Genomic DNA, 18,676 nt, shown 5'->3' on the forward strand with positions numbered 1-18,676 from the left:
TTCTAGCGCTCCCCGGACGCCGCCAAATCGGGCGTCATTGTAGGCGTTTCGCGCGTTCCGTCACGGCGGAACAGCACGTAGAGCGCCGGCAGCACCAGCAGCGTCAGGATGGTCGAGGAGATGATGCCGCCGATCACCACGGTCGCGAGCGGCCGCTGCACCTCGGCGCCGGCGCCGGTGGCGAGCGCCATCGGCACGAAGCCGAGCGAGGCGACGAGGGCCGTCATCAGCACCGGCCGCAGCCGCGTCAGCGCGCCTTCGCGAACAGCCTCGATAACGGATCGTCCCTCGCTGCGCAGCCGCTCGATGAAGGCGATGATGACGAGTCCGTTGAGCACGGCAACGCCCGACAGCGCGATGAAGCCGACGCCGGCGCTGATGGACAAGGGGATGTCGCGCAGCAACAGCGCCGCAACGCCGCCGGTCAGCGCCAGCGGCACGCCGGAGAACACCAGCGCAGCGTCGGCCGCCGATCCCATGCTCATGAACAGCAGCAGGAACACCATCAGCAGCGCCACCGGCACCACGATGGTCAGCCGCTTGGTCGCCGAGACCAGCTGCTCGAACTGGCCGCCCCAGCCGATGAAATAGCCCGGCGGCAGCTTGACCTTCTCGGCCACCGCCGCCTCGGCCTCGGCCACGAAGGAACCGAGGTCGCGCGCGCGGACATTGGCGGTGACGACGATCCGTCTCTTGCCGTTCTCGCGGCTGATCTGGTTGGGCCCGGGCGTCGCATCGACGGTCGCGACCGACGACAGCGGCACGTAGCGCATCTGGGCGAGGGGAGAGGCCGCCAATGTCGTTCGAATGGCCGGGCCGGAGCCGGCGTCCTCGCCGGGCGGCAGCGGAATCGGGATCGCCCGGATCGCCTCGAGATTGCCGCGCAAATGTTCGGGCAGGCGGACCACGATGTCGAAACGGCGATCGCCCTCGAACAGCTTGCCCGCGGACTTGCCGCCGACGGCGATCTCGACGATGCCCTGCACCTCGGCGACGCTGAGGCCGTAGCGGGCGAGCGCCTGGCGGTCGAGGCGGACCGTGAGGATCGGCAGGCCTGCGACCTGCTCGATCTTGACGTCGCTGGCGCCTCGGATGCCGCGGATCGCGGCCTCGACCTGCTTTGCGGCCCCTTGCAGGATGTCGAGGTCGTCGCCGAAAATCTTGACGCCGACATCGCTGCGCACGCCGGAGGTCAGCTCGTTGACCCGGAACTGGATCGGCTGGGAAAGTTCATAGGCGCTGCCCGGAATGTCGTCCGCGGCATGGTCGATGGCCTCGACCACCTCCGCTTTCGGCTTGTCCGGGTCGGGCCATTCGCTGCGCGGCTTGAGCATGATATAGCCGTCGGTCTGCGCCGGCGACATCGGATCGGTCGCGATCTCGGCGGTGCCGATGCGGGTGAAGAACTCCTTTACCTCCGGTATCTGCGTAACGCGCTTTTCCAACGCCTTCTGCAGGTCCAGCGATTGCGTCAGGCTGGTGCCGGGAATCCGGATCGAGGCAAGCGCGACGTCGCCTTCGTCCAGGCTCGGAATGAACTCGCCGCCCATGCGCGAAGCGGCGATCCCGCTGGCGATGACAATGAGCCCGGCCATGATGGCGACGGCCGCGCGGTTGTCGATGGCCCAGCGGAGCAGGGGGAGATAGCCGCGCTTGGCCATCCGCATGAACAGGTTTTCGTGCTCGGACACCTTGCCGGTGACGAAGATCGCCACCGCCGCCGGCACGAAAGTGACGGAGAACAGCACGGCGGCGCCCAGCGCCATCAGCACGGTCAGCGCCATCGGCGTGAACATCTTGCCCTCGACGCCGGTCAGCGTCAGCACGGGCAGATAGACCACCGCGATGATCAGCGTTCCGAACAGGCTCGGCTTGATGACTTCGCTCGACCCGCGCAGGATCGCGCGCAGCCGCTCCGTGGTCGTGAGCAGGCCGCCTTTCTCGCGTTGGGCCACAGCCAGCATGCGCAGGCAATTCTCGACAATGATCACGGCGCCGTCGACGATGATGCCGAAATCGATCGCGCCCAGGCTCATCAGGTTGGCGCTGACCTTGGTCTCGACCATGCCGGTGATCGTCATCGCCATCGACAGCGGAATGACGCAGGCCACCACGAGCGCGGCGCGGATGTTGCCGAGGATCAGGAACAGCACCGCCACCACCAGCGCCGCGCCCTCCAGCAGGTTGTTCCTGACGGTGCGGATAGTGGCTTCGACGAGGTCGGTGCGATCGTAGACGGTGCGCGTCACGACGCCTTCGGGCAGCGACTTGGCGATGTCCTCGAGCCGGGCCGCGACGCGGCGCGCCACCGTGCGGCTGTTCTCGCCGATCAGCAGCATGGCGGTGCCGAGCACGGTTTCCTCGCCGTCGCGTGTCGCAGCGCCGGTGCGCAGATCGCGGCCCTCGGTGACGGTCGCGACGTCCCTGATCCTGACGGGATTGCCGCCGCGCGAGCCGATCACGACGTCCTGGATCTCGGCGATGTTGCCGACCTGCCCCGGCGAGCGCACCAGATATTGCTCGCCGTTGCGCTCGATATAGCCGGCGCCGACATTGGCGTTGTTGGCGGCCAGCGCCGTCATCACGTCGCGGAAGCCGAGCCGGTAGGCCATCAGCTTGCCGGGATCAGGCAGCACGTGGAATTGCCGTTCGAAGCCGCCGATGGTGTTGATCTCGATCACGCCGGGCACGTTGCGAAGCTGCGGCTTGATGATCCAGTCCTGCACGGTGCGCAAATCGGTCAGCGAATAATCGTGTCCGCCTTGCGTCTTCGCGCCCGTCTTGTCGTCCCTTTTGGCCTCGACCGTGTACATGAAGATTTCGCCGAGCCCGGTCGAGACCGGGCCCATCGCGACCTCGACGCCGACAGGCAGCTGGTCCTTCACCTGCTGGATCCGTTCGCCGACGAGCTGGCGGGCGAAGAAGATGTCGGTGCCGTCCTTGAAGACGACCGTCACCTGGCTGAGGCCGTAGCGCGACAGCGAGCGGGTGTAGTCGAGTTTCGGCAGCCCTCCCATCGCGGTCTCGACCGGGAAGGTGATGCGTTGCTCGGTCTCGAGCGGCGAATAGCCGGGCGCGCGGGTGTTGATCTGGACCTGAACGTTGGTGACGTCCGGGACGGCGTCGATCGGCAGGCGCTGGAAGTTCCAGGCCCCGAAAGCGACGGCGCCGAGCGCGAGCAGGAGGACCAGCCAGCGCTGGGCAAGCGAGGCTGCGATGAGGCGCTCAATCATGCTCGGCCTCGCCCTTGCCCATCTCCGCTTTCACGACGAAGCTGTTCTCTGCGACGTAGTGCTCGCCGGCCGCGAGCCCGGCCTTGATCTCGACGAATCTCGGATCGGAATCCCCTGTTTCCACCGGGCGGGCTTCGATCTTGTCTCCGTCCTCGCGCACGAACACGATGGTCCGGCCTTCCAGCGTCTGGATCGCGCTCCGGCGCACGGCGACCGCGACGTTGCGCGCGGCGAGGATCAGCCGCGCCGTGACGAACAGGCCGGGACGCAGGCGTCCGTCCGGGTTTTGCAGCACCACGCGGGCCAATGCGGTCTGGGTCTCGCTCGAGCCGATCGGCGCCATGTAGGAGATCGTGCCCCTGATCTCGCCGCGGCCGTCGTCGGGATCGATCAGCACCTCGTCGTTGAGGCGGACGCGCCGGAGGTCCTGCCGGTAGATCGACAGATCGACCCAGATGGTGGAGAGGTCGGCGACGACGAAAGCCGGCTTCTGCTCGGAGGCGTATTCGCCGAGCGAGATCTGCCGCTCGATGACGGTTCCAGCCATCGGCGCCTTCAGCTCGTAGACGGTCAGGCTCTGGTTGCTCTCGATCGCGGCCAGCAGGTCGTCCTTGGCGACCTTGTCGCCGATGCGCTTCAGGATCGATTTGACGAGGCCCGGAAAGCGCGGCGTCACCTGGACCACGGCTTCCTGGTTCGCGCGCAGGATGCCGTTGAAGGCGAGCGTGTCGGTCAGCGTCGCGCTCGCGGCTTCCGCCAGCGTGACGCCGGCAGCCGCCAGCTTGACGTCGGAGATGCGGATGCGGTCGGCGCCGTGCTCGTCCTGCTCGACATGGTCGTTCGGCTTCTTGTGTTCGGAATGCTCGGCATGCTCGGTGTGTGCGACCTTGGCCGGCGCGAGCAGAGAGTAACTGTAAGCGCCGAGCGCGGCGGCAACGAGTGCGACGAGAACGGTGGAGGACATCTTCATCGTGCGCTCTCCCGCGCCAGCGTAAAGGGATTGCCGACAAGGCCTTCGATGGTCGCCACCCCTGCATGGAAGTTCTGCAGCGCCTCCTGCTCGCGCAGCCGCGCCTGGGTGACGCTGGCCTGGGCGTCGAGCACCTCGAGCAGGGTGAAGCGGCCCTGGCCGTAGCCTTGCGAGATCGCCTCGGAGGCCTCAACCGCCTTGGGAATGGCGATCTCGCGCAGCACCGCGAGCTCGCGCAGCGAGCCCTGCAGCGAGTCGTAGGCGCGGCCGGCAATCACGATCAGCGTGTTGCGGTTGGCCTCGCGCTCGGCCTTGGTCTTGGCAAGGCTCTCCTGCGCCGAGAGGATGTTGCCCTGGTTGCGGTCGAACACGGGAATGGGCACCGAAAGTGTGAAGCGCACGGCATCGTCATTGGTTTCGTTGAAATGACGCCAGCCGGCCGCGATCCGCACGTCCGGATAGGGCTTGAGCCGCGCCAGCAAGAGCTCGGCGTTGCGCTGGGCAAAGACCGCGGTCCAGCGCACCAGCTGCGGATTGGCGTCGATGGCGGCGACGACGGATTGGAACGTCGGCGGCTTGCCCATGGTATCGAGCCGGCCGGAGACCTCGCCGAATTGCGTGGCGGGATCGCCCATTAGCACCGCGAGTTCGCGCCGGGCGCTGGCCAGCGTCGCCTTGAAGCGTTCGCGGTCGGCCTTCACCAGGGCGGAGGCGACCTCGGCGCGGCCGGTCTCGGCCGGTGAGGAGGCCCCGGCCTCAACGCGGCGGCGCAGCAGCGGGGTCAGCCGGTCGATCGCGGCTATCTGCTCGTCGAGGATCTGGATGCGGCGCTGCGCGCCGAGCACGCTGAGGAAGGCGATCGCGGTCTCGGACAGCACCTCGAGCCTGACGGCCTTGCGCTGGATCGCCGCGACTTCGACGCCGGCCGCTCCGGCGGCGATCCGCGCGTCGCGCTTGCCGAACAACTCGAAGGCCTGGCTGATCTGCAGCGTGGTCTCGGCCGATCGCGTCCCGCGATATTTGCCGGAGCCGAGTGAATCGTCCTGCTCGTAGGACAGCTCCGGATTGAGCAGCGCGCCGGCCTGGATGCGCTGGCCCGTGGCGATGCCGACGTCGCGCTCCGCCGCCGTCAGCCGCGGGCTCGCGGCCAGCGCGCGCGACAGTGCACTGCGCATCGTCAAAGTCTGGGCCTGCGACGGTGTGAGCGCCGCGCCTGCAATCAGGCACGCTGCCGCGCACACGAGGCGCGCGGCCATTCCCTTGCGAAACATGAAACCGACCTGTGAAGGATGAACTCAATGGGCGCGGAACGCCCGACCAATCCGTTCAGGCAATGTGCTTGGGAGGCGGAGAATCGGTATCGGGGATGATGCCGGCGAGCCGGGAGGCATGTTGCGGGCGTGTTGCCGGCACAGGGGCGACCAATGCCGCCGATGGCGCCGGCTGGGTGACCGTCAACGAGAAGCAGCCATGGCAATGATGTCCGCCGATGGCCCTGTCGTCGCCATGGTCCGAGGGTCCGTCCAGGACCGCGGCGATCTCCGAGCCGCCGCCGGGCGTGGTGACGTCGATGTCGTGCGCGCCGTGCAGCGCGCCCGCGAGCAGATAGATCACCGCGATCAGCGCGGACAGCACTCCGCGCCAATGGCGCGGGCGGCAGGTTCCTGAGGGCTGGCGGTTGGCAAGCACGACGTCACTCTCGTTACGGTCGATGCCCGGCCTAGCATGGCGGCCGGAACAGTGTCGACCCGCAACATTGTTACGTCCCTGGAACAATTGCCGCAGCGACGCGTGCGCCGCGATCGGCTCTTACTGGCGGGCGATGATGCGGCGATGCGAATCCGTGGTTTCGATGAGGGGCGTACGGTTCGCCTCCGGACCGTGGCTGCCTTCGTCGGTCTCCACAGCAATCGCGGCGCGACGACCGGCCTCCATTGCCCGTTCCAGCCACTTGATGGCTTCGTCGATCCATTGGTCGTGGTGCTCGGGATCGGCAAGGGCCTTCTCCCGGAATGCATCCGCCTGATGCAGGCACGCCGTTCTGCGATCCACGCGGCTCTCCCGATCTACAGGTTCCGCCCCGATCGCATCTTCGATGATCCCGAGCTTGGCGTCGTTAACATAGGACAGGAGGCGGTGGGCGGGCAGACACGGAAAGGCCCCAGCCGGATCTCACCGGCTGAGGCCTTGTGCTCACAATCTTCATCCTCGGGACTCCAGCACTCAATTCGCATCTCGCGCCTTCGTTCCCGCCGATCTGTCCTATTTGGAACGTTCCTCATACGTCGCGATTAGCGGTCAGAAGAAACTGAGGAGGACGGACAATGGACGGATTGATTTACCTGATCGGCTTGATCGTCGTCATCATGGCGATCCTGTCGTTCTTCGGCTTGCGCTGAGAGCGCCGCGATGACGGTCGAAACGCTCATGCGGGAAGAAATCATCGAAGGCGGCCTGGAGGGCGACGCCCCCCGAACCATCCAGTGGAGCTCGGTGTTCGCGGGCGCTCTCGCCGCCAGCGCAATGTCGTTCATCCTGGTCGGATTTGGTGTCGCGGTCGGCTTGGGGGTCAGTTCGGCCTCGCCGACCTGGCGCGATGCCTCGGCAGCGCTGGCGCTGCTCTCCGGGCTCTATTTGATCATCCAGGCGATCATCAGCTTCGGCTTCGGCGGCTACATCGCCGGTCGGACGACCCGACCGGCGCCTGCGCTGGCAACGATCGAGGATGATGGCGAGCGCCGGGACGGCCTGCACGGGCTGACCTCCTGGGCCCTGGCGGTGCTGGCCGGCGCGGCTCTGCTTGCGCTTCTCGGCGCTGCCGCGCTCGACCGTTCGCCGATGCGGAGCTCCGCCAGCAATACCTCCGCGGCCGAGCCACTGTTGAGCTATGAGCTCGACAAGCTGTTCCGCGCGCCCCGCCGCGCGCCGAACATCGATCTGAGGGAGGCGCGTGCTGAAGCTGGCCGCATTCTGATGACGTCGTCCAGCCACAGCGGCGTCAGCGCCGACGACCGGACCTATCTGGTGCAACAGGTTGCTGGTCTGACGGGGCTGCAGGCCCCCGACGCCGAGCGGCGCGTCGATGCGCTGATCGCGGATTCGAAGACGGCGATCAACCGTGCGCGGCGCAACTCGATCATCGTCGCATTCTCGGTCGCAGCCGCGACCCTGATCGGCGCCGCGGTGGCCTGGGCGGCGGCGGTTGCCGGCGGACGGCATCGCGATGGAGAGCCGTTGCCGAACTGGATGTCGAGCTCAAATCGCTTCCATCGCAATCCACGCGCGATGCCGGTGCCGTAAGCTCGAAAACCAATGGCCGGGCGCCAGCCCGGCCATGCCGGACGCCGTCGGGAGGCCTCAGGCCTTCTCCTCCCAGATCATCGCGAGATGGACGATGGTCTGCACCGCCTTTTCCATGTCCTGCCGGCTGACCCATTCGAGCCGGGAATGAAAGGCGTGCTCGCCGGCGAAGATGTTGGGGCAGGGCAGGCCCATGAAGGACAGGCGCGAGCCGTCGGTGCCGCCGCGGATCGCGGTGCGCATCGGACGAAGTCCGGCGCGGCGGATCGCCTCGATGGCGTATTCGAGCACGTGCGGGTGACGGTCGATCACCTGCTTCATGTTGCGGTACTGCTCCTTCACCTCGAACTTGTAGGTCGAGCGCGGATAGTCCTTCATCACGTCCTTGACGATGGTCTCGAGCAGGTCCTCCTTCTCCTTCAGCCCTTCCTCGGTGAAGTCGCGGACGATGAAGGACAACGTCGCCTGCTCCAGCGCGCCCTCGATGCCGATCGGATGCAGAAAGCCCTGCTTGCCCGAGGTCGTCTCCGGCGAGCAGCCTTCGCGAGGCAGCCGCTCGACGATGGCGGCCGCAATCTTGATGGCGTGCTCCATCTTGCCCTTGGCGTAGCCGGGATGAGCGCTGACGCCTGATATGGTGATGGTGGCGCCGTCGGCCGAGAAGGTCTCGTCCTCGACGCAGCCGGCGCTTTCGCCGTCCATGGTGTAGCCGAAATCGGCGCCGAGCTTGTTCAGGTCGACATTGTCGACCCCGCGGCCGATCTCTTCGTCCGGTGTGAACAGGATCTTGATGGTGCCGTGCTTCACCTCGGGATTGTTGATGAAGAAATGCGCGGCATCCATGATCTCGGCGACGCCGGCCTTGTTGTCGGCGCCCAATAGCGTCGTGCCGTCGGTGGTGATGATGTCGTTGCCGATCTGGTTCTTCAGCGCCGGATGCTCATTGAAGCGGATCACCTGGCTGCGGTCGCCGGGCAGGGTGATGTCGCCGCCGCGATAATTCTTCCAGATCTGCGGCTTGACGTCCTTGCCGGTCACGTCGGGCGAGGTGTCCATATGCGAGCAGAAGCAGATCACCGGCACCTTCTTGTCGGTGTTGGCCGGGATGGTGCCGTAGACATAGCCGTAATCGTCGAGATGCGCGTCCGCGACGCCCATGGCCTTCAGCTCGGCAGCGAGCACGCGGCCGAGATCCTTCTGCTTCTCGGTCGAGGGCGAGCGGGGGGATGCCGGATCGGACTGGGTGTCGATGGTGACGTAGCGCAGGAAGCGTTCGGTCACGGTATGCGAAAAGGTGAGGGAGGACATTCTGGTCAAACCGCCGGGGTCAGGGATGACAGGCGGTATATCAGAAAGCGGGCCGCGTCGCGGCTGGATCGAGATGAGATCAGGCCTAACGAAACCTTGCCTCAGATCGCCTCTTTCAGTTCCTTGACCGGACGGAAGGTGACCTTCTTGCTGGCCTTGATGTGGATCGCCTCGCCGGTTGAGGGATTGCGGCCGGTGCGGGCGGCGCGCTTGCGGACCTGGAGGATGCCGAGGCCGACAATGCGGACGCGGTCGCCCTTCCTCAGGTGCTTGGCGATCAGGTCGACCATGTCGGTCAGGACCGCCTCGGCGTGCTTTTTCGAGAGGTCCTGGCTCTCGGCGATATCGGCGGCGAGGTGCTTGAGCGTGATCGTGGCGGGAGTGGCCGCCTTCTTGGCCGCGTCCTTCTTAGCCAAATCCTTCTTGGACATGTCTGGCCTCCTCGATTCCTGGCGGCCATGAGCGCGAGCCCGGGAACCGCACAAGTCACGGAAGCCGTAGACGATTCGGGACCGAATTGACTACGTCGCGCGCGTGGAGGGAGCAGCCGCGCTACGCGATCGTGACGAGACGGGAGTATTCCGGCTTTGGGTGCCAACGTCCTTGACTTCACCCGGGCCCGCCTTTAATTCCCCCCTCGTTCCGCGCGGACACATACGCGTCACGCGGGAGTAGCTCAGTTGGTTAGAGCGCCGGCCTGTCACGCCGGAGGTCGCGGGTTCGAGCCCCGTCTCTCGCGCCATTTTTGGCAAACAAATCAAGCAGTTGCTCTTTGAGCTCCCAGCCGCCTCCGGGGCTGTTTCGCCGCCGTGGCCGCCACCTATCGCGCTTTAGGCTCGACATGAGCCAGGATGCGCCGGGCGTTCGCGCTGCCGGCCTGCGCCGCCTTGGCCAGAAGCCGTCTGGCCTGGCTTAGATCGCGCGGGCCGCCGATCCCATTGGCGTAGCATCGGGCGAGATTGACCATGGCTTCGAGTTCGCCCATCGCGGCGCTCTTCTGGTAGAAGGCCCGAGCCGATTTCAGGTCCTGCCTGGTCCCCAGTCCTTTCTCGGCCAGCTCGCCCATCCTGTTGAGGGCGGTCGCATCGCCGAGCTCGGCGGCCCGCTGGTACAAGGCATAGGCTCGTGCCGGGTCGCTGGCCGTGCCGATTCCGCGCTCCTGTTGCAGGCCGAGGCTGACGAGCGCCGGCGCAATCTTCTTCTCGGCGGCCATTTCGTAGTAGAAGCGGGCGCGGGCGGGATCTTTCTCGACACCGTTGCCGCTCTCGTACATCAATCCGAGCTCGTAGAGCGCCCGCGCGTTGCCGAGTTCGGATGCCGCCTTGTAGCTCGCCATCGCCCCGGCGTAGTCGCGCGCGGCGAGCAGTGAGCGCCCGAGCTGATAGTGCAGCCGGTCCGCTCCCGGAGACAGCTTGACCGCATCCGAGCACGCCGCAACCGCTGCGACCGCGATCGGGTTCTCTCGCGCCTCGTCCTGGTCGGCGCCGATCGCCCGCGCTTCCGCGAGGCCGGCAACGGAATTGTCGCAGCGCTGCAGGACGGCGGGATCACCGTGCGCGACCTGCTTCACGGGATTGAGATAGATCCTCTCCTTGGAGAGCTGGCCATACATGTACGGCGTCTGCTTGCGCCGCGTTGCCAGCCGGACGTCGTCGCGAACGTTGCGAAACATGAAGTTGATCTCGAGGTCGGCTTGCGGCAGGTATTTGAGCAGCGCAGCAGCAAAAGGACTGTTGCGGCCTTCGCCTTCTTCCGCCGTGCGACCCGGCTCCGCCGGAAAGAACATCAGCGTGTTGCGGATCGGTGCTCGTGCGGCCGAGGCAGTGGAAGCGCCGTTGCGGCGGCCATCCGGCGTGGCAGGAAACGGGTTCTCCCGCAGGGCATCCAGGATCACCAAGCCCAGCCGGCGGGCCCGCGCCGCGGCGGCCGTCACCGCAGCCAAGGGAACGGTCTCCGCGATCGCGGACTGAGGCGTCGCCAGATGCGCATCGACAGGGATCAGGTAACCGCCGACACCCGCAGCTGCGCTGTATCCGGCAAAATAGAAGATCGCGATGTCCGCGCCTGCGGACTTTTCGGTGAAGGCGCCAAGTCCGGCGTGCAGATCGCCGATGGTCGCGTCCTTGCGCAGATCGACCTCGAAGCCGAGGCCGACGAGAGCTGCGGCAATGTCCTCGGCGTCGTTGACGGGAGTGCCGAGCCGCGGCGCATGCGCGTAGCTCGCGTTTCCAACGACCAGGGCGATGCGGCTGCTGGAGGCATCTGCTTCGGCGTCGAAGAGGAGCCCGATGGCGATGAACAGGGCCAGCCAGCGCACGATCAAGTCGCGTCCCTCAGTCGATGTCGGAATGGGGTTGCCGCCCGATCCAGTCGCGATAGGTCAGAAAATCGAGGCCGAGCAGACCATAGTCAACGCGCAGGAACCCGTCCACTCCCGATGACACCGCTGCGGGAGCCAGCCGTGCGACCTCCTGCGCCATCACGCCGACATAGAACGTCGCATCGCCCTTGTATCTGTAGCGATAGAGGTTGAGACCGCCGGCCGTCCGGCCGAGAGCCGTGATGTCCTGCTTGAGCCGGACGTCGGACGGAATGGTGACACGGCTCGCCGCATTCGAGGCGGCCGCAGACGCGGCTCTGCCGGCCGCGCTCGATGCGGCACTCGACGCCGAGCGGCTGGCGGCGTTCGCCGCGGCAGACGAGGCGGCGCGGCTGGCTGCATTTGATGCGGCCTGCGATGCTGCGCGGCTGGCGGCGCTGGATGCGGCGTTGCTGACCGCCGTCGAGACGGCATTGCTGACGACGTTGCCGACCACATTGCTGACGACGCCGCTGACCACGTTGCCGACATTCTGATTCACGCGGGCAACGACGCGCCGATATTCGCGATTGCGAACCTTTTCCTGTTCCGACCGGGTATAGGCAGAAACCAGGAGCCCGCGCCTGCGCGCCTCGGCCACCGCGTTGGCCATGCATCCCCTGGGATTGCCCTTGGACCGGCACAGCTGGAATTGCAGCTGGACGTAGTCGGGGTATGTCTTGATGGATCTGACGCAAGCCGCGGCATCGCCGTCGAAGCAGGCGTTCACGTCGCCGTCCTGGGCCGATCGCAGCATCAGTTCGGTGGAATTGACGGGGCGCAATGCAAGGTCGCTGCCCGGCGGCAGCCGGTTGTGGCGCGAGCTCGGGTAGCGCTCGGCAAACCGGCCGACCACGCTCTTGTCGCGCGACCCCTTCAGGACGTCCCATGCCTTCTCGATCGCCTCCGAATTGCCGGCGGTCGTTGCGGCCGATGCGAGCTGATAGCTCGCGGGCGGCGGCGCGGGCAGGTCGATCTGGCCGCCGGCCTGGCCCGGCTTCGCCGACTTCTCGAGCGCAGCCAACGTCACCCGCGCGCTTTCGACATGCTCGCCGAACGGATAGAGATCCAGATAGGCACGGTAGGCTGCGGGCGACTTCTGTCGCTCGACGACGGTCCAGGCGTTGGCTTCGGCGGTCTGCAACTGCGCAATGCGCTGATCGATTGCGGCGGCATGGGGGCTCGCCGGGAATTGCTGGACGAAACGACGCAAGGTCGCGATCTCGTTGGTCGAGCGGACGAATTCCCAGGCGAGCTGCTCGGCATCGGCTCCACCATCGTCGTGTGCCACGGCGGCTTCGCCGTAGAGATAGATGTCGTCCTTCGGGAGCGTCCCATAGATCGCCGGCTCCTGCGTCCCGGTCTCTTTCCAGACTTCGTCGTGCACGATCCGGAAGAGATAGTTGATCTCGAGCTGCGGCGTTTCGACATGACGCAGCAGCGAGCCGGAGTAGGGGCTGTTGCGCCCGGCGCCGTCGGCCGCCGTCGTGCCGGCAGCGGCCGCGAAGGCAACGAGCACGTTGTCGCTGACCTCGACAGGGGCGAGGCCGCGCGCGCCGGCCGCGAGCGGCGTCGGGGCTCCGGACGGGCCGGAAGCCGCCTTGGGCGGCCGCGGCGACAGCGCGCGCCCCGCAGCGGCAACCTTGGTCGTTTCGAACGGATCATTGCGGCAGGCGTCGAGAACCACCAGGCCGATCGTCTTCGGCATCACCGAGATGTCGATCAGGGTCTCGAGATTGATCGCCTCGGCATAGACGTCGATCTCGGACTTGATCTCGGCATCGACCGGGATCAGCCAGTTCTTGCCGTCCAACTCGACGCCGTGGCCGGCGAAGAAGATCACCGCCTTGTCGGCCGTCTTCGCCGCGTTGCCGAATTCGATGAGGGCCTGACGGAAACGGTTGTAGTCGAGGTCGGCGAGGTGCCTGACGGAGTAGCCGAGCCGGCCCAGCGAGGCCGCCATGTCCGCGGCGTCGTTGGCGGGGTTGATGAGTTTGGGGACCTTGCGATAGTCGCTGTTGCCGACGACGAGCGCGATCCTGTCGCCAGCGGCGGCTTGCAGTTTCGTCGAAACCAGGATCGTCAGCGCGATGCAGCCGAGAACGGCGAACCGGCGCGCCAGATCCTGCAACTTGAAGACGGGACGCGCGCTTGCGAGAACGAAGATCCCGAAATGACCAGGCATCAGTGGAAACTCAGAAAATGAAAAATCGAACAAACGGACTTGGCCGGCTTGTTCGTGGATTCTACATCAAGGGATGCGGGATGACGACACCGAAGGCCCCGGTGTTCAGCGCTTCGTGAACCGGGTCCGGCGACGCCTCGACCAAGAAGCTGCCCGTCGCGAGCGGTGAAACCAACCGTGCTGCGCTGTGTTGAGGGCGAGCAGGGCGGCCCAAGCCGGCGACATGTTCGGAGAACCCGATGATCAGGACCGTCAATTTCGCCCGTGCGCCGATGCTCGCCCTTCCGCTGCTCGTCGCTTTGTGCGGCGTGGCCCGCTGCAATGATCCGGCCGAGTCGTCGCGCGACACGATCATCCAGAACGTTCGTGAGGACGTGCGGCGACACATCCGGTCACGGGAAGCAGGCAAGGCCGCGAAACGTCCGGAACAAAGCCAAGCGGCAACGCAGGCTCGCGCCACGAAGAAGCGAAACCGTGCGGGGGCGGAGTAGACGGAAATCTGCACACACCCCCGTGCCCCGGGAAAGTGTTGCAAATGAGTATCAGGTGGGTGCGCTTGATGCATCCGCCCCCACAATTCAGCCAATCGGGTGAAGACGCGGCGGGTGGTCTGCCCATAAAACTCTGCACCAGAAGCTTGCGGGATTTTTCTCCCGCCAAGGCTCGGGCTGAAACAGCAGGGGGCTGATCGAATACCATGAGGGCAGGAGTTCTCCGCCGCGGCTTTGCCGTTGCCGTACCTTTTTTGCTTAGTCTGTTTGCGACGCGATCGGCCTCGGCACAGGAGGTCAATGTTCCGCAGCAAGTCATCAACAACACCGTCCAGAACATCATCCAGACCGTTCGCGATCAGATCCAGAAGCGCAGGGTCGTTGCGCCTCCGGGAATGCTGCGCTTCAGCGCAGAGGAGTCGGATTTCGACCGCCGCAACCCCTTCGCGTCCAGGGAGGTCAGCAATCCGTTCGGCGCGCTGGCCTACGCCAAGGATCCTTACGTCAAGGCTCCGGCCCTTGCGGCGCCGCCGCCCGCCGCGTGGCTTTACGGCGCGAACCTGGTCGGCAGCGGCGACAGGGCGCAGGCGTCCGGGGTCGAAGTCAGCGTCGCGACGATGACTGGCGCGGTCGATGTCACAAGGATCGGCATCTTCACCGCAACCGACGCGCTGACCTTCATTGCGACCGGCTCTCATTCGTGGGCGCACACCTTCACGACGGGCGGAGTGACGACCGATGGCTCAATTCCATCGACCTCCGGCACCCTCTCTTATCTCAACGGTGGTTTTTCGACCGACTTCACGGCCCTCGCGAGCTGGACGCGGAACACGTCCAGCGTGGCCCTGGTTGCGCCCGCGGACGGCAGCAGCATGGCCTATACCTGGAACGGCCAATATCGGTTCGACTTCCCGTACACGGTGTGGATCGAGCCCACCGTGGGGTTGACCTATTCGGAGAGCTATACCGCCAATTTCGGCACCAAGGCGGGCGATTCAACCGAATTTCACGGTGGCTTGCGTGTCGGATTCGAGGCGGACTTGCTGGGCTTTAAGATCCAGCCGTCGATCTCGGGTCAGTACTACAGGATCGTGGATGCGAGCGGCGCCGGCGCCGTTGGAGGTGCGGTCCCCGTTGCGGCCGGCATGATTGGTACCAATGGCCTGCGTGGTTCCGCCAAGGTCAACGTGCTCTGGACGCCGCAGCTGTCGTCCTACCTCGAAGTTCACGGCAGCAGCATCAACGTGCCGAACCCGCTTCTGCCTGGAGTTGGCGGACTCGGAACCTCGATCGCGGGTAGTCAGGCCGGCCTTCGCTATACTTGGTAGGAGCCTGAGCTCTCGAAGCACCTCAAAGACTTCCTCGTAAGTCTCTGAAACCAAAAGAAAAGGCCGCCCGAAGGGCGGCCTTTGTTCTCAGATCGGCCCTTTCGGTCGCCTAGCGGATCGCCGACGTCCCCGCGCTCGTCACCACCACCGGCTTGCCGGCCTTGATCACCTGGCTGGACTGGGCGGTCTGGCTGTAATCGGCATTGGTGCGGGCTGCGATCCCGAAGCCGGCCACCATAATGCCAGCCACCAGCGCCACCACCACGATCTTCAGGTGGGTCGCACGATCAGCAGAGTGAATTGAGTGGTTCATCAGAGCCTCCCGACGGGCTTTGCCGCCGTCTATGGCTCCTGTCTTAAGCGCCATCTGTTTCCGGATGGTTTCGCGGGTTCCGCAAAATGGTTTCATCTCACCGCCCGGCTCGTTTCGTCGTTCGGCAGCCGAAGGCGGGGGCCGGCTGGTCGCGTCCGGCTCCCGCTGGCGCCCGGCGAGCGTCCAGGCTTCCGCCAGCGGATCTGTGGATCGGTTAATCCGAAGAGGGCGCCGGCAACAATCTTTGGAGATATTGGATCGGTTCTAAGAGTCCTTCTAAGAAGCTTTCAATTAGGGAATTTTCGCGTGCTCCCATAAGCGTGACCTCCGAGCGCATGCCGTCGGGGGACAGACGGCATGTCGCAGCGAACATGCAGCTTTGGGGTGGCGCGTTGAACAGTCTTGGAATGCTGCGGTCGGCCGTGTTGGCGACCGCATCCGCTTTGGTGTTGATGCCGCAGGCATCGCTTGCCCAATCGTCCGCGCAGAGTGGGGCGCAGAATTTGCCGGCGGTGACCGTCACCGCGCCGGAAGCGCGCCGCCGCGCCGCCGCGACCTCGCAGCGCCGTGCGCCGCGGGCGCCAGAACAGGTCGCCACGCGAAACAGACCGCAGCAACCGCAGCGCAACGTCGGCTTCGTCGAGACGCCGCGCGGTCCGGTGAACGGCTACGTCGCCGGGCGCAGCTCGTCCGGCACCAAGACCAACACGCCGATCATCGAGACACCGCAATCGGTGTCGGTGATCGGTGCCGAGCAGATCCGTGACCAGAAGCCGAACAAGCTGGACGAGGTGCTGCGCTACACCGCCGGCGTGCGGGCAGGCACTTTCGGCACCGACACCCGCAACGATTGGTGGCTGATCCGCGGCTTCAAGTCCGAGGATATTGGCCTGTTCCTCGACGGCATGCAGCTGTTCTACACGTCCTATGCGAGCTGGAAGCTGCAGCCGTTCAACATGGAGCGGGTCGAGGTGCTGCGCGGTCCGTCGGCGGTGCTGTACGGCGGATCGAGCCCGAGCGGCATCGTCAACGTCATCAGCAAGATGCCGCCGGCCGAGCCGATCCGCTACGTCGAGGCCGGCGTCAACAATTTCGGCAACGCCTATGTCGGCTTCGATTTCGGCGGACCGGTCACGGTCGCGCCCGAGAACGGCAAGCTGTTCTATCGCGTCGTTGGCCAGGTCCAGAACGGTGGTACCCAGGTCAACTTCACGCCCGACAACAATTATTTCATCGCACCGTCGTTTACGTGGAAGCCGGATGCCGACACCACCTTCACGGTGCTGGCCTCGGCCTCGAAGCAGGATACCCGCGGCATCAACTTCCTGCCCTATCAGGGCACGGTGACCTCCGCACCGTTCGGCAAGATACCCACCAGCTTCTTCGTCGGCGACCCCACCGTCGACAAGTTCACGCGCGAGCAGGAGATGCTGGGCTATCGGTTCGAGCGCAACCTCACCGACGACCTGACGTTCCGTCAGAACGCTCGCTTTGCGCATGTCGATATCAGCTATCGCGGCTACGTCGGTAACGATTGGGCCAACATCAATACGGCGACGCTCAATCGCTACAATTGGTATGCGAAGAACACGGCCAATCAGGCCAATCTCGACAACCAGCTCGAGTATCGCTTCAACACCGGTCCGGTCCGACACACGATGCTGTTCGGTGTTGACCTGAAAGGCTATCAGATCGACGACTACCAGGCCTTCGGGTTCGGTGTGCCCTCGATCAACGTCTTCAATCCGGCCTATGGGGCAGCCGAGGTTTCCTTGCCGAGCGCGCCGTTCCGTAACTTCCTCATCACGCAGAAGCAGGCCGGCACCTATCTCCAGGACCAGATGAAGCTCGGCAATTTCACCCTGGTGCTGAGCGGCCGCAACGACTGGGTCGAGACGACACAGGAAGCCCGTGACACTGGCGGTTTGGTCAGCAGCCGCGACGACAGCAGGTTCAGCGGCCGCGCCGGGCTGATCTACAATTTCGACAACGGCATCGCGCCCTACGTCTCCTATTCGACGAGCTACAATCCGATCATCGGGCTCAACGCGTCGAACCAACTGTTCCTGCCGGAGACCGGCAAGCAGGCCGAGATCGGCGTGAAGGTCGCGCCGGTGGGCTTCGACGGCTATTTTACGGTCTCGGCTTTCGATCTGGTCCGTCAGAATGTCGCGACCACATTGCCGGGCAGCGTCCCGATTCTGCAAAACCAGACCGGCGAGGTGACCTCGCGCGGCATCGAGCTCGAAGCGGTGGCCAATGCCACCAAGGAGCTGAAATTCATCGGCTCCTTCACGTCTTACAATCTCTTTGTGAGCAAGGATCTCGATCCGACGTTGATCGGCAAGACGCCGACCAACACGCCCGAACTTCTGGTCTCGGGCTGGGCCGACTACACATTCCGGGACGGACCGCTCGCAGGGTTCGGCTTCGGCGGTGGCGTGCGCTACATCGGCGCGTCCTGGGCGGACACAGCCAATAGGCTCGAGGTTCCCGCGGTCGTGCTCGGCGATCTCGCGCTCCACTATGAATGGCAGAACTGGCGCACGGCACTGAACGTGATCAACCTGACCGACAAGATCTACGTCGCGAGCTGCGCGTCGGCCGCGTCATGCTTCTACGGCGATCGCCGGCGCGTGACCGCCAGCGTTTCCTACAAATGGTGAGGAGGGGCGAGGGGAGATACCGGTCGGGACCGGCCCGATCTCGACCGTCCTTCCGTCCCTGGTTGGACTGTCGCCACTCTTCCCTCGGGAGATAGATGAGCTTCCGGGCTATGCCTTCGGCCCGAAGCTCATCCGAGCGCGGCACGCGCGACGGCCCTCCACGTCGCCGTCGCCGCGCTCGCGGCGGGGCCCCGGCCGGCTCCGTCCCTACCGCGATGCATGGCTCGTCTGATGGCCTGCGCCTGTGGATAGGTGTCTCCAGCTTGATTTGGACTTGTCTTGGCTCGCGGCTGCGACAGCCCCGGGCCTTCGGGCGTTGAAGCCCGGATAAGGCCAGCCAAGACGTCACCGGCGGGGGCAGGGCGAAGGTTCCTGAAGTGGGTCCTATCCCGGGTTGCCTGTGCGGCCGCAGCCGAAAAGCCGGTATTTTTCTCGGGCGATCGACGGCAAGACGCTGCCGTGGCCCGCACGCCGCAATCGCCGCGCTGCTCCCGTGCAAAACCGGCGGCTGCCCTTGCTGGGC

Annotated in this window: 14 protein-coding genes and 1 tRNA gene; 5 read left to right on the forward strand and 10 right to left on the reverse strand. The window is 65.5% G+C overall.

Translation table 11 applies throughout. The features are described from left to right. Positions 1-2: 2 nt before the first annotated feature. The 5 genes from K410_RS0117230 to K410_RS36885 form a co-directional block, all read right to left on the reverse strand. Complete coding sequence (locus K410_RS0117230) at positions 3-3,233, reverse strand: efflux RND transporter permease subunit (protein WP_028136052.1); 3,231 nt, start codon at positions 3,231-3,233, stop codon at positions 3-5. After that, a complete protein-coding gene (ihpB, locus tag K410_RS0117235) occupies positions 3,226-4,203 on the reverse strand; it encodes a divalent metal ion exporter adaptor subunit IhpB (RefSeq protein WP_028136053.1) in 978 nt (325 codons plus the stop codon). The genes K410_RS0117230 and ihpB overlap by 8 nt, the downstream gene beginning before the upstream one ends. Further along, positions 4,200-5,474, reverse strand: coding sequence for a divalent metal ion exporter subunit IhpA (gene ihpA / locus K410_RS0117240; protein ID WP_028136054.1), 1,275 nt, complete (start codon positions 5,472-5,474; stop codon positions 4,200-4,202). Before ihpA ends, ihpB begins: the two co-directional genes overlap by 4 nt. A gap of 55 nt (positions 5,475-5,529) precedes the next feature. Next, entirely contained in the window at positions 5,530-5,892 is a 363-nt protein-coding gene (locus K410_RS0117245; protein WP_028136055.1) for a hypothetical protein, read from the reverse strand. A gap of 120 nt (positions 5,893-6,012) precedes the next feature. Beyond that, a complete protein-coding gene (locus tag K410_RS36885; protein ID WP_049820068.1) occupies positions 6,013-6,255 on the reverse strand; it encodes a hypothetical protein in 243 nt (80 codons plus the stop codon). Positions 6,256-6,612: 357 nt separating this feature from the next. Here K410_RS36885 and K410_RS0117255 point away from each other — a divergent pair, with 357 nt between their 5' ends. After that, a complete protein-coding gene (locus K410_RS0117255; protein WP_028136056.1) occupies positions 6,613-7,503 on the forward strand; it encodes a hypothetical protein in 891 nt (296 codons plus the stop codon). Positions 7,504-7,560: 57 nt separating this feature from the next. Here K410_RS0117255 and pepT read toward each other — a convergent pair whose 3' ends face one another. Beyond that, entirely contained in the window at positions 7,561-8,811 is a 1,251-nt protein-coding gene (gene pepT, locus K410_RS0117260; RefSeq protein ID WP_028136057.1) for a peptidase T, read from the reverse strand. Between the two features lie 101 nt (positions 8,812-8,912). Beyond that, entirely contained in the window at positions 8,913-9,242 is a 330-nt protein-coding gene (locus tag K410_RS0117265; protein WP_049820069.1) for an HU family DNA-binding protein, read from the reverse strand. Positions 9,243-9,476: 234 nt separating this feature from the next. On the opposite strand from K410_RS0117265, the gene K410_RS0117270 reads away from it, so the two are divergent. Next, positions 9,477-9,553: transfer RNA gene (locus K410_RS0117270), tRNA-Asp, on the forward strand. 78 nt (positions 9,554-9,631) lie between these two features. On the opposite strand, the gene K410_RS0117275 is transcribed toward K410_RS0117270, so the two are convergent. Both K410_RS0117275 and K410_RS36890 read right to left on the reverse strand, forming a co-directional pair. After that, complete coding sequence (locus K410_RS0117275) at positions 9,632-11,128, reverse strand: caspase family protein (RefSeq protein WP_155253445.1); 1,497 nt, start codon at positions 11,126-11,128, stop codon at positions 9,632-9,634. 16 nt (positions 11,129-11,144) lie between these two features. Next, entirely contained in the window at positions 11,145-13,355 is a 2,211-nt protein-coding gene (locus K410_RS36890; RefSeq protein ID WP_049820070.1) for a caspase family protein, read from the reverse strand. Between the two features lie 239 nt (positions 13,356-13,594). On the opposite strand from K410_RS36890, the gene K410_RS0117285 reads away from it, so the two are divergent. Both K410_RS0117285 and K410_RS0117290 read left to right on the forward strand, forming a co-directional pair. Continuing rightward, positions 13,595-13,846 (forward strand): hypothetical protein, encoded by a 252-nt coding sequence (locus tag K410_RS0117285; RefSeq protein ID WP_028136060.1) that lies wholly within the window; start codon positions 13,595-13,597, stop codon positions 13,844-13,846. A 395-nt stretch (positions 13,847-14,241) separates the two neighbouring features. Next, positions 14,242-15,174 (forward strand): autotransporter domain-containing protein, encoded by a 933-nt coding sequence (locus K410_RS0117290; RefSeq protein WP_155253446.1) that lies wholly within the window; start codon positions 14,242-14,244, stop codon positions 15,172-15,174. Between the two features lie 109 nt (positions 15,175-15,283). Here the strand turns inward: K410_RS0117290 and K410_RS0117295 are convergent, their stop codons facing one another. Continuing rightward, positions 15,284-15,487: a hypothetical protein gene (locus K410_RS0117295; protein WP_028136062.1), complete on the reverse strand. Its 204-nt coding sequence runs from the start codon at positions 15,485-15,487 to the stop codon at positions 15,284-15,286. Positions 15,488-15,894: 407 nt separating this feature from the next. On the opposite strand from K410_RS0117295, the gene K410_RS0117300 reads away from it, so the two are divergent. Beyond that, a complete protein-coding gene (locus tag K410_RS0117300) occupies positions 15,895-18,153 on the forward strand; it encodes a TonB-dependent siderophore receptor (protein WP_028136063.1) in 2,259 nt (752 codons plus the stop codon). Positions 18,154-18,676 lie beyond the last annotated feature (523 nt).

Source organism: Bradyrhizobium sp. 22 (genome assembly GCF_000482425.1).
GTDB lineage: Bacteria > Pseudomonadota > Alphaproteobacteria > Rhizobiales > Xanthobacteraceae > Bradyrhizobium > Bradyrhizobium japonicum_B.

Coding starts and splice junctions, on each gene's coding strand:
- K410_RS0117230 (WP_028136052.1), bottom strand. CDS start 3,233: ATGATTGAGCGCCTCATCGCAGCCTCGCTTGCCCAGCGCTGGCTGGTC.
- ihpB (WP_028136053.1), bottom strand. CDS start 4,203: ATGAAGATGTCCTCCACCGTTCTCGTCGCACTCGTTGCCGCCGCGCTC.
- ihpA (WP_028136054.1), bottom strand. CDS start 5,474: ATGTTTCGCAAGGGAATGGCCGCGCGCCTCGTGTGCGCGGCAGCGTGC.
- K410_RS0117255 (WP_028136056.1), top strand. CDS start 6,613: ATGACGGTCGAAACGCTCATGCGGGAAGAAATCATCGAAGGCGGCCTG.
- pepT (WP_028136057.1), bottom strand. CDS start 8,811: ATGTCCTCCCTCACCTTTTCGCATACCGTGACCGAACGCTTCCTGCGC.
- K410_RS0117265 (WP_049820069.1), bottom strand. CDS start 9,242: ATGTCCAAGAAGGATTTGGCTAAGAAGGACGCGGCCAAGAAGGCGGCC.
- K410_RS36890 (WP_049820070.1), bottom strand. CDS start 13,355: ATGCCTGGTCATTTCGGGATCTTCGTTCTCGCAAGCGCGCGTCCCGTC.
- K410_RS0117285 (WP_028136060.1), top strand. CDS start 13,595: ATGATCAGGACCGTCAATTTCGCCCGTGCGCCGATGCTCGCCCTTCCG.
- K410_RS0117290 (WP_155253446.1), top strand. CDS start 14,242: ATGCTGCGCTTCAGCGCAGAGGAGTCGGATTTCGACCGCCGCAACCCC.
- K410_RS0117295 (WP_028136062.1), bottom strand. CDS start 15,487: ATGAACCACTCAATTCACTCTGCTGATCGTGCGACCCACCTGAAGATC.
- K410_RS0117300 (WP_028136063.1), top strand. CDS start 15,895: ATGCTGCGGTCGGCCGTGTTGGCGACCGCATCCGCTTTGGTGTTGATG.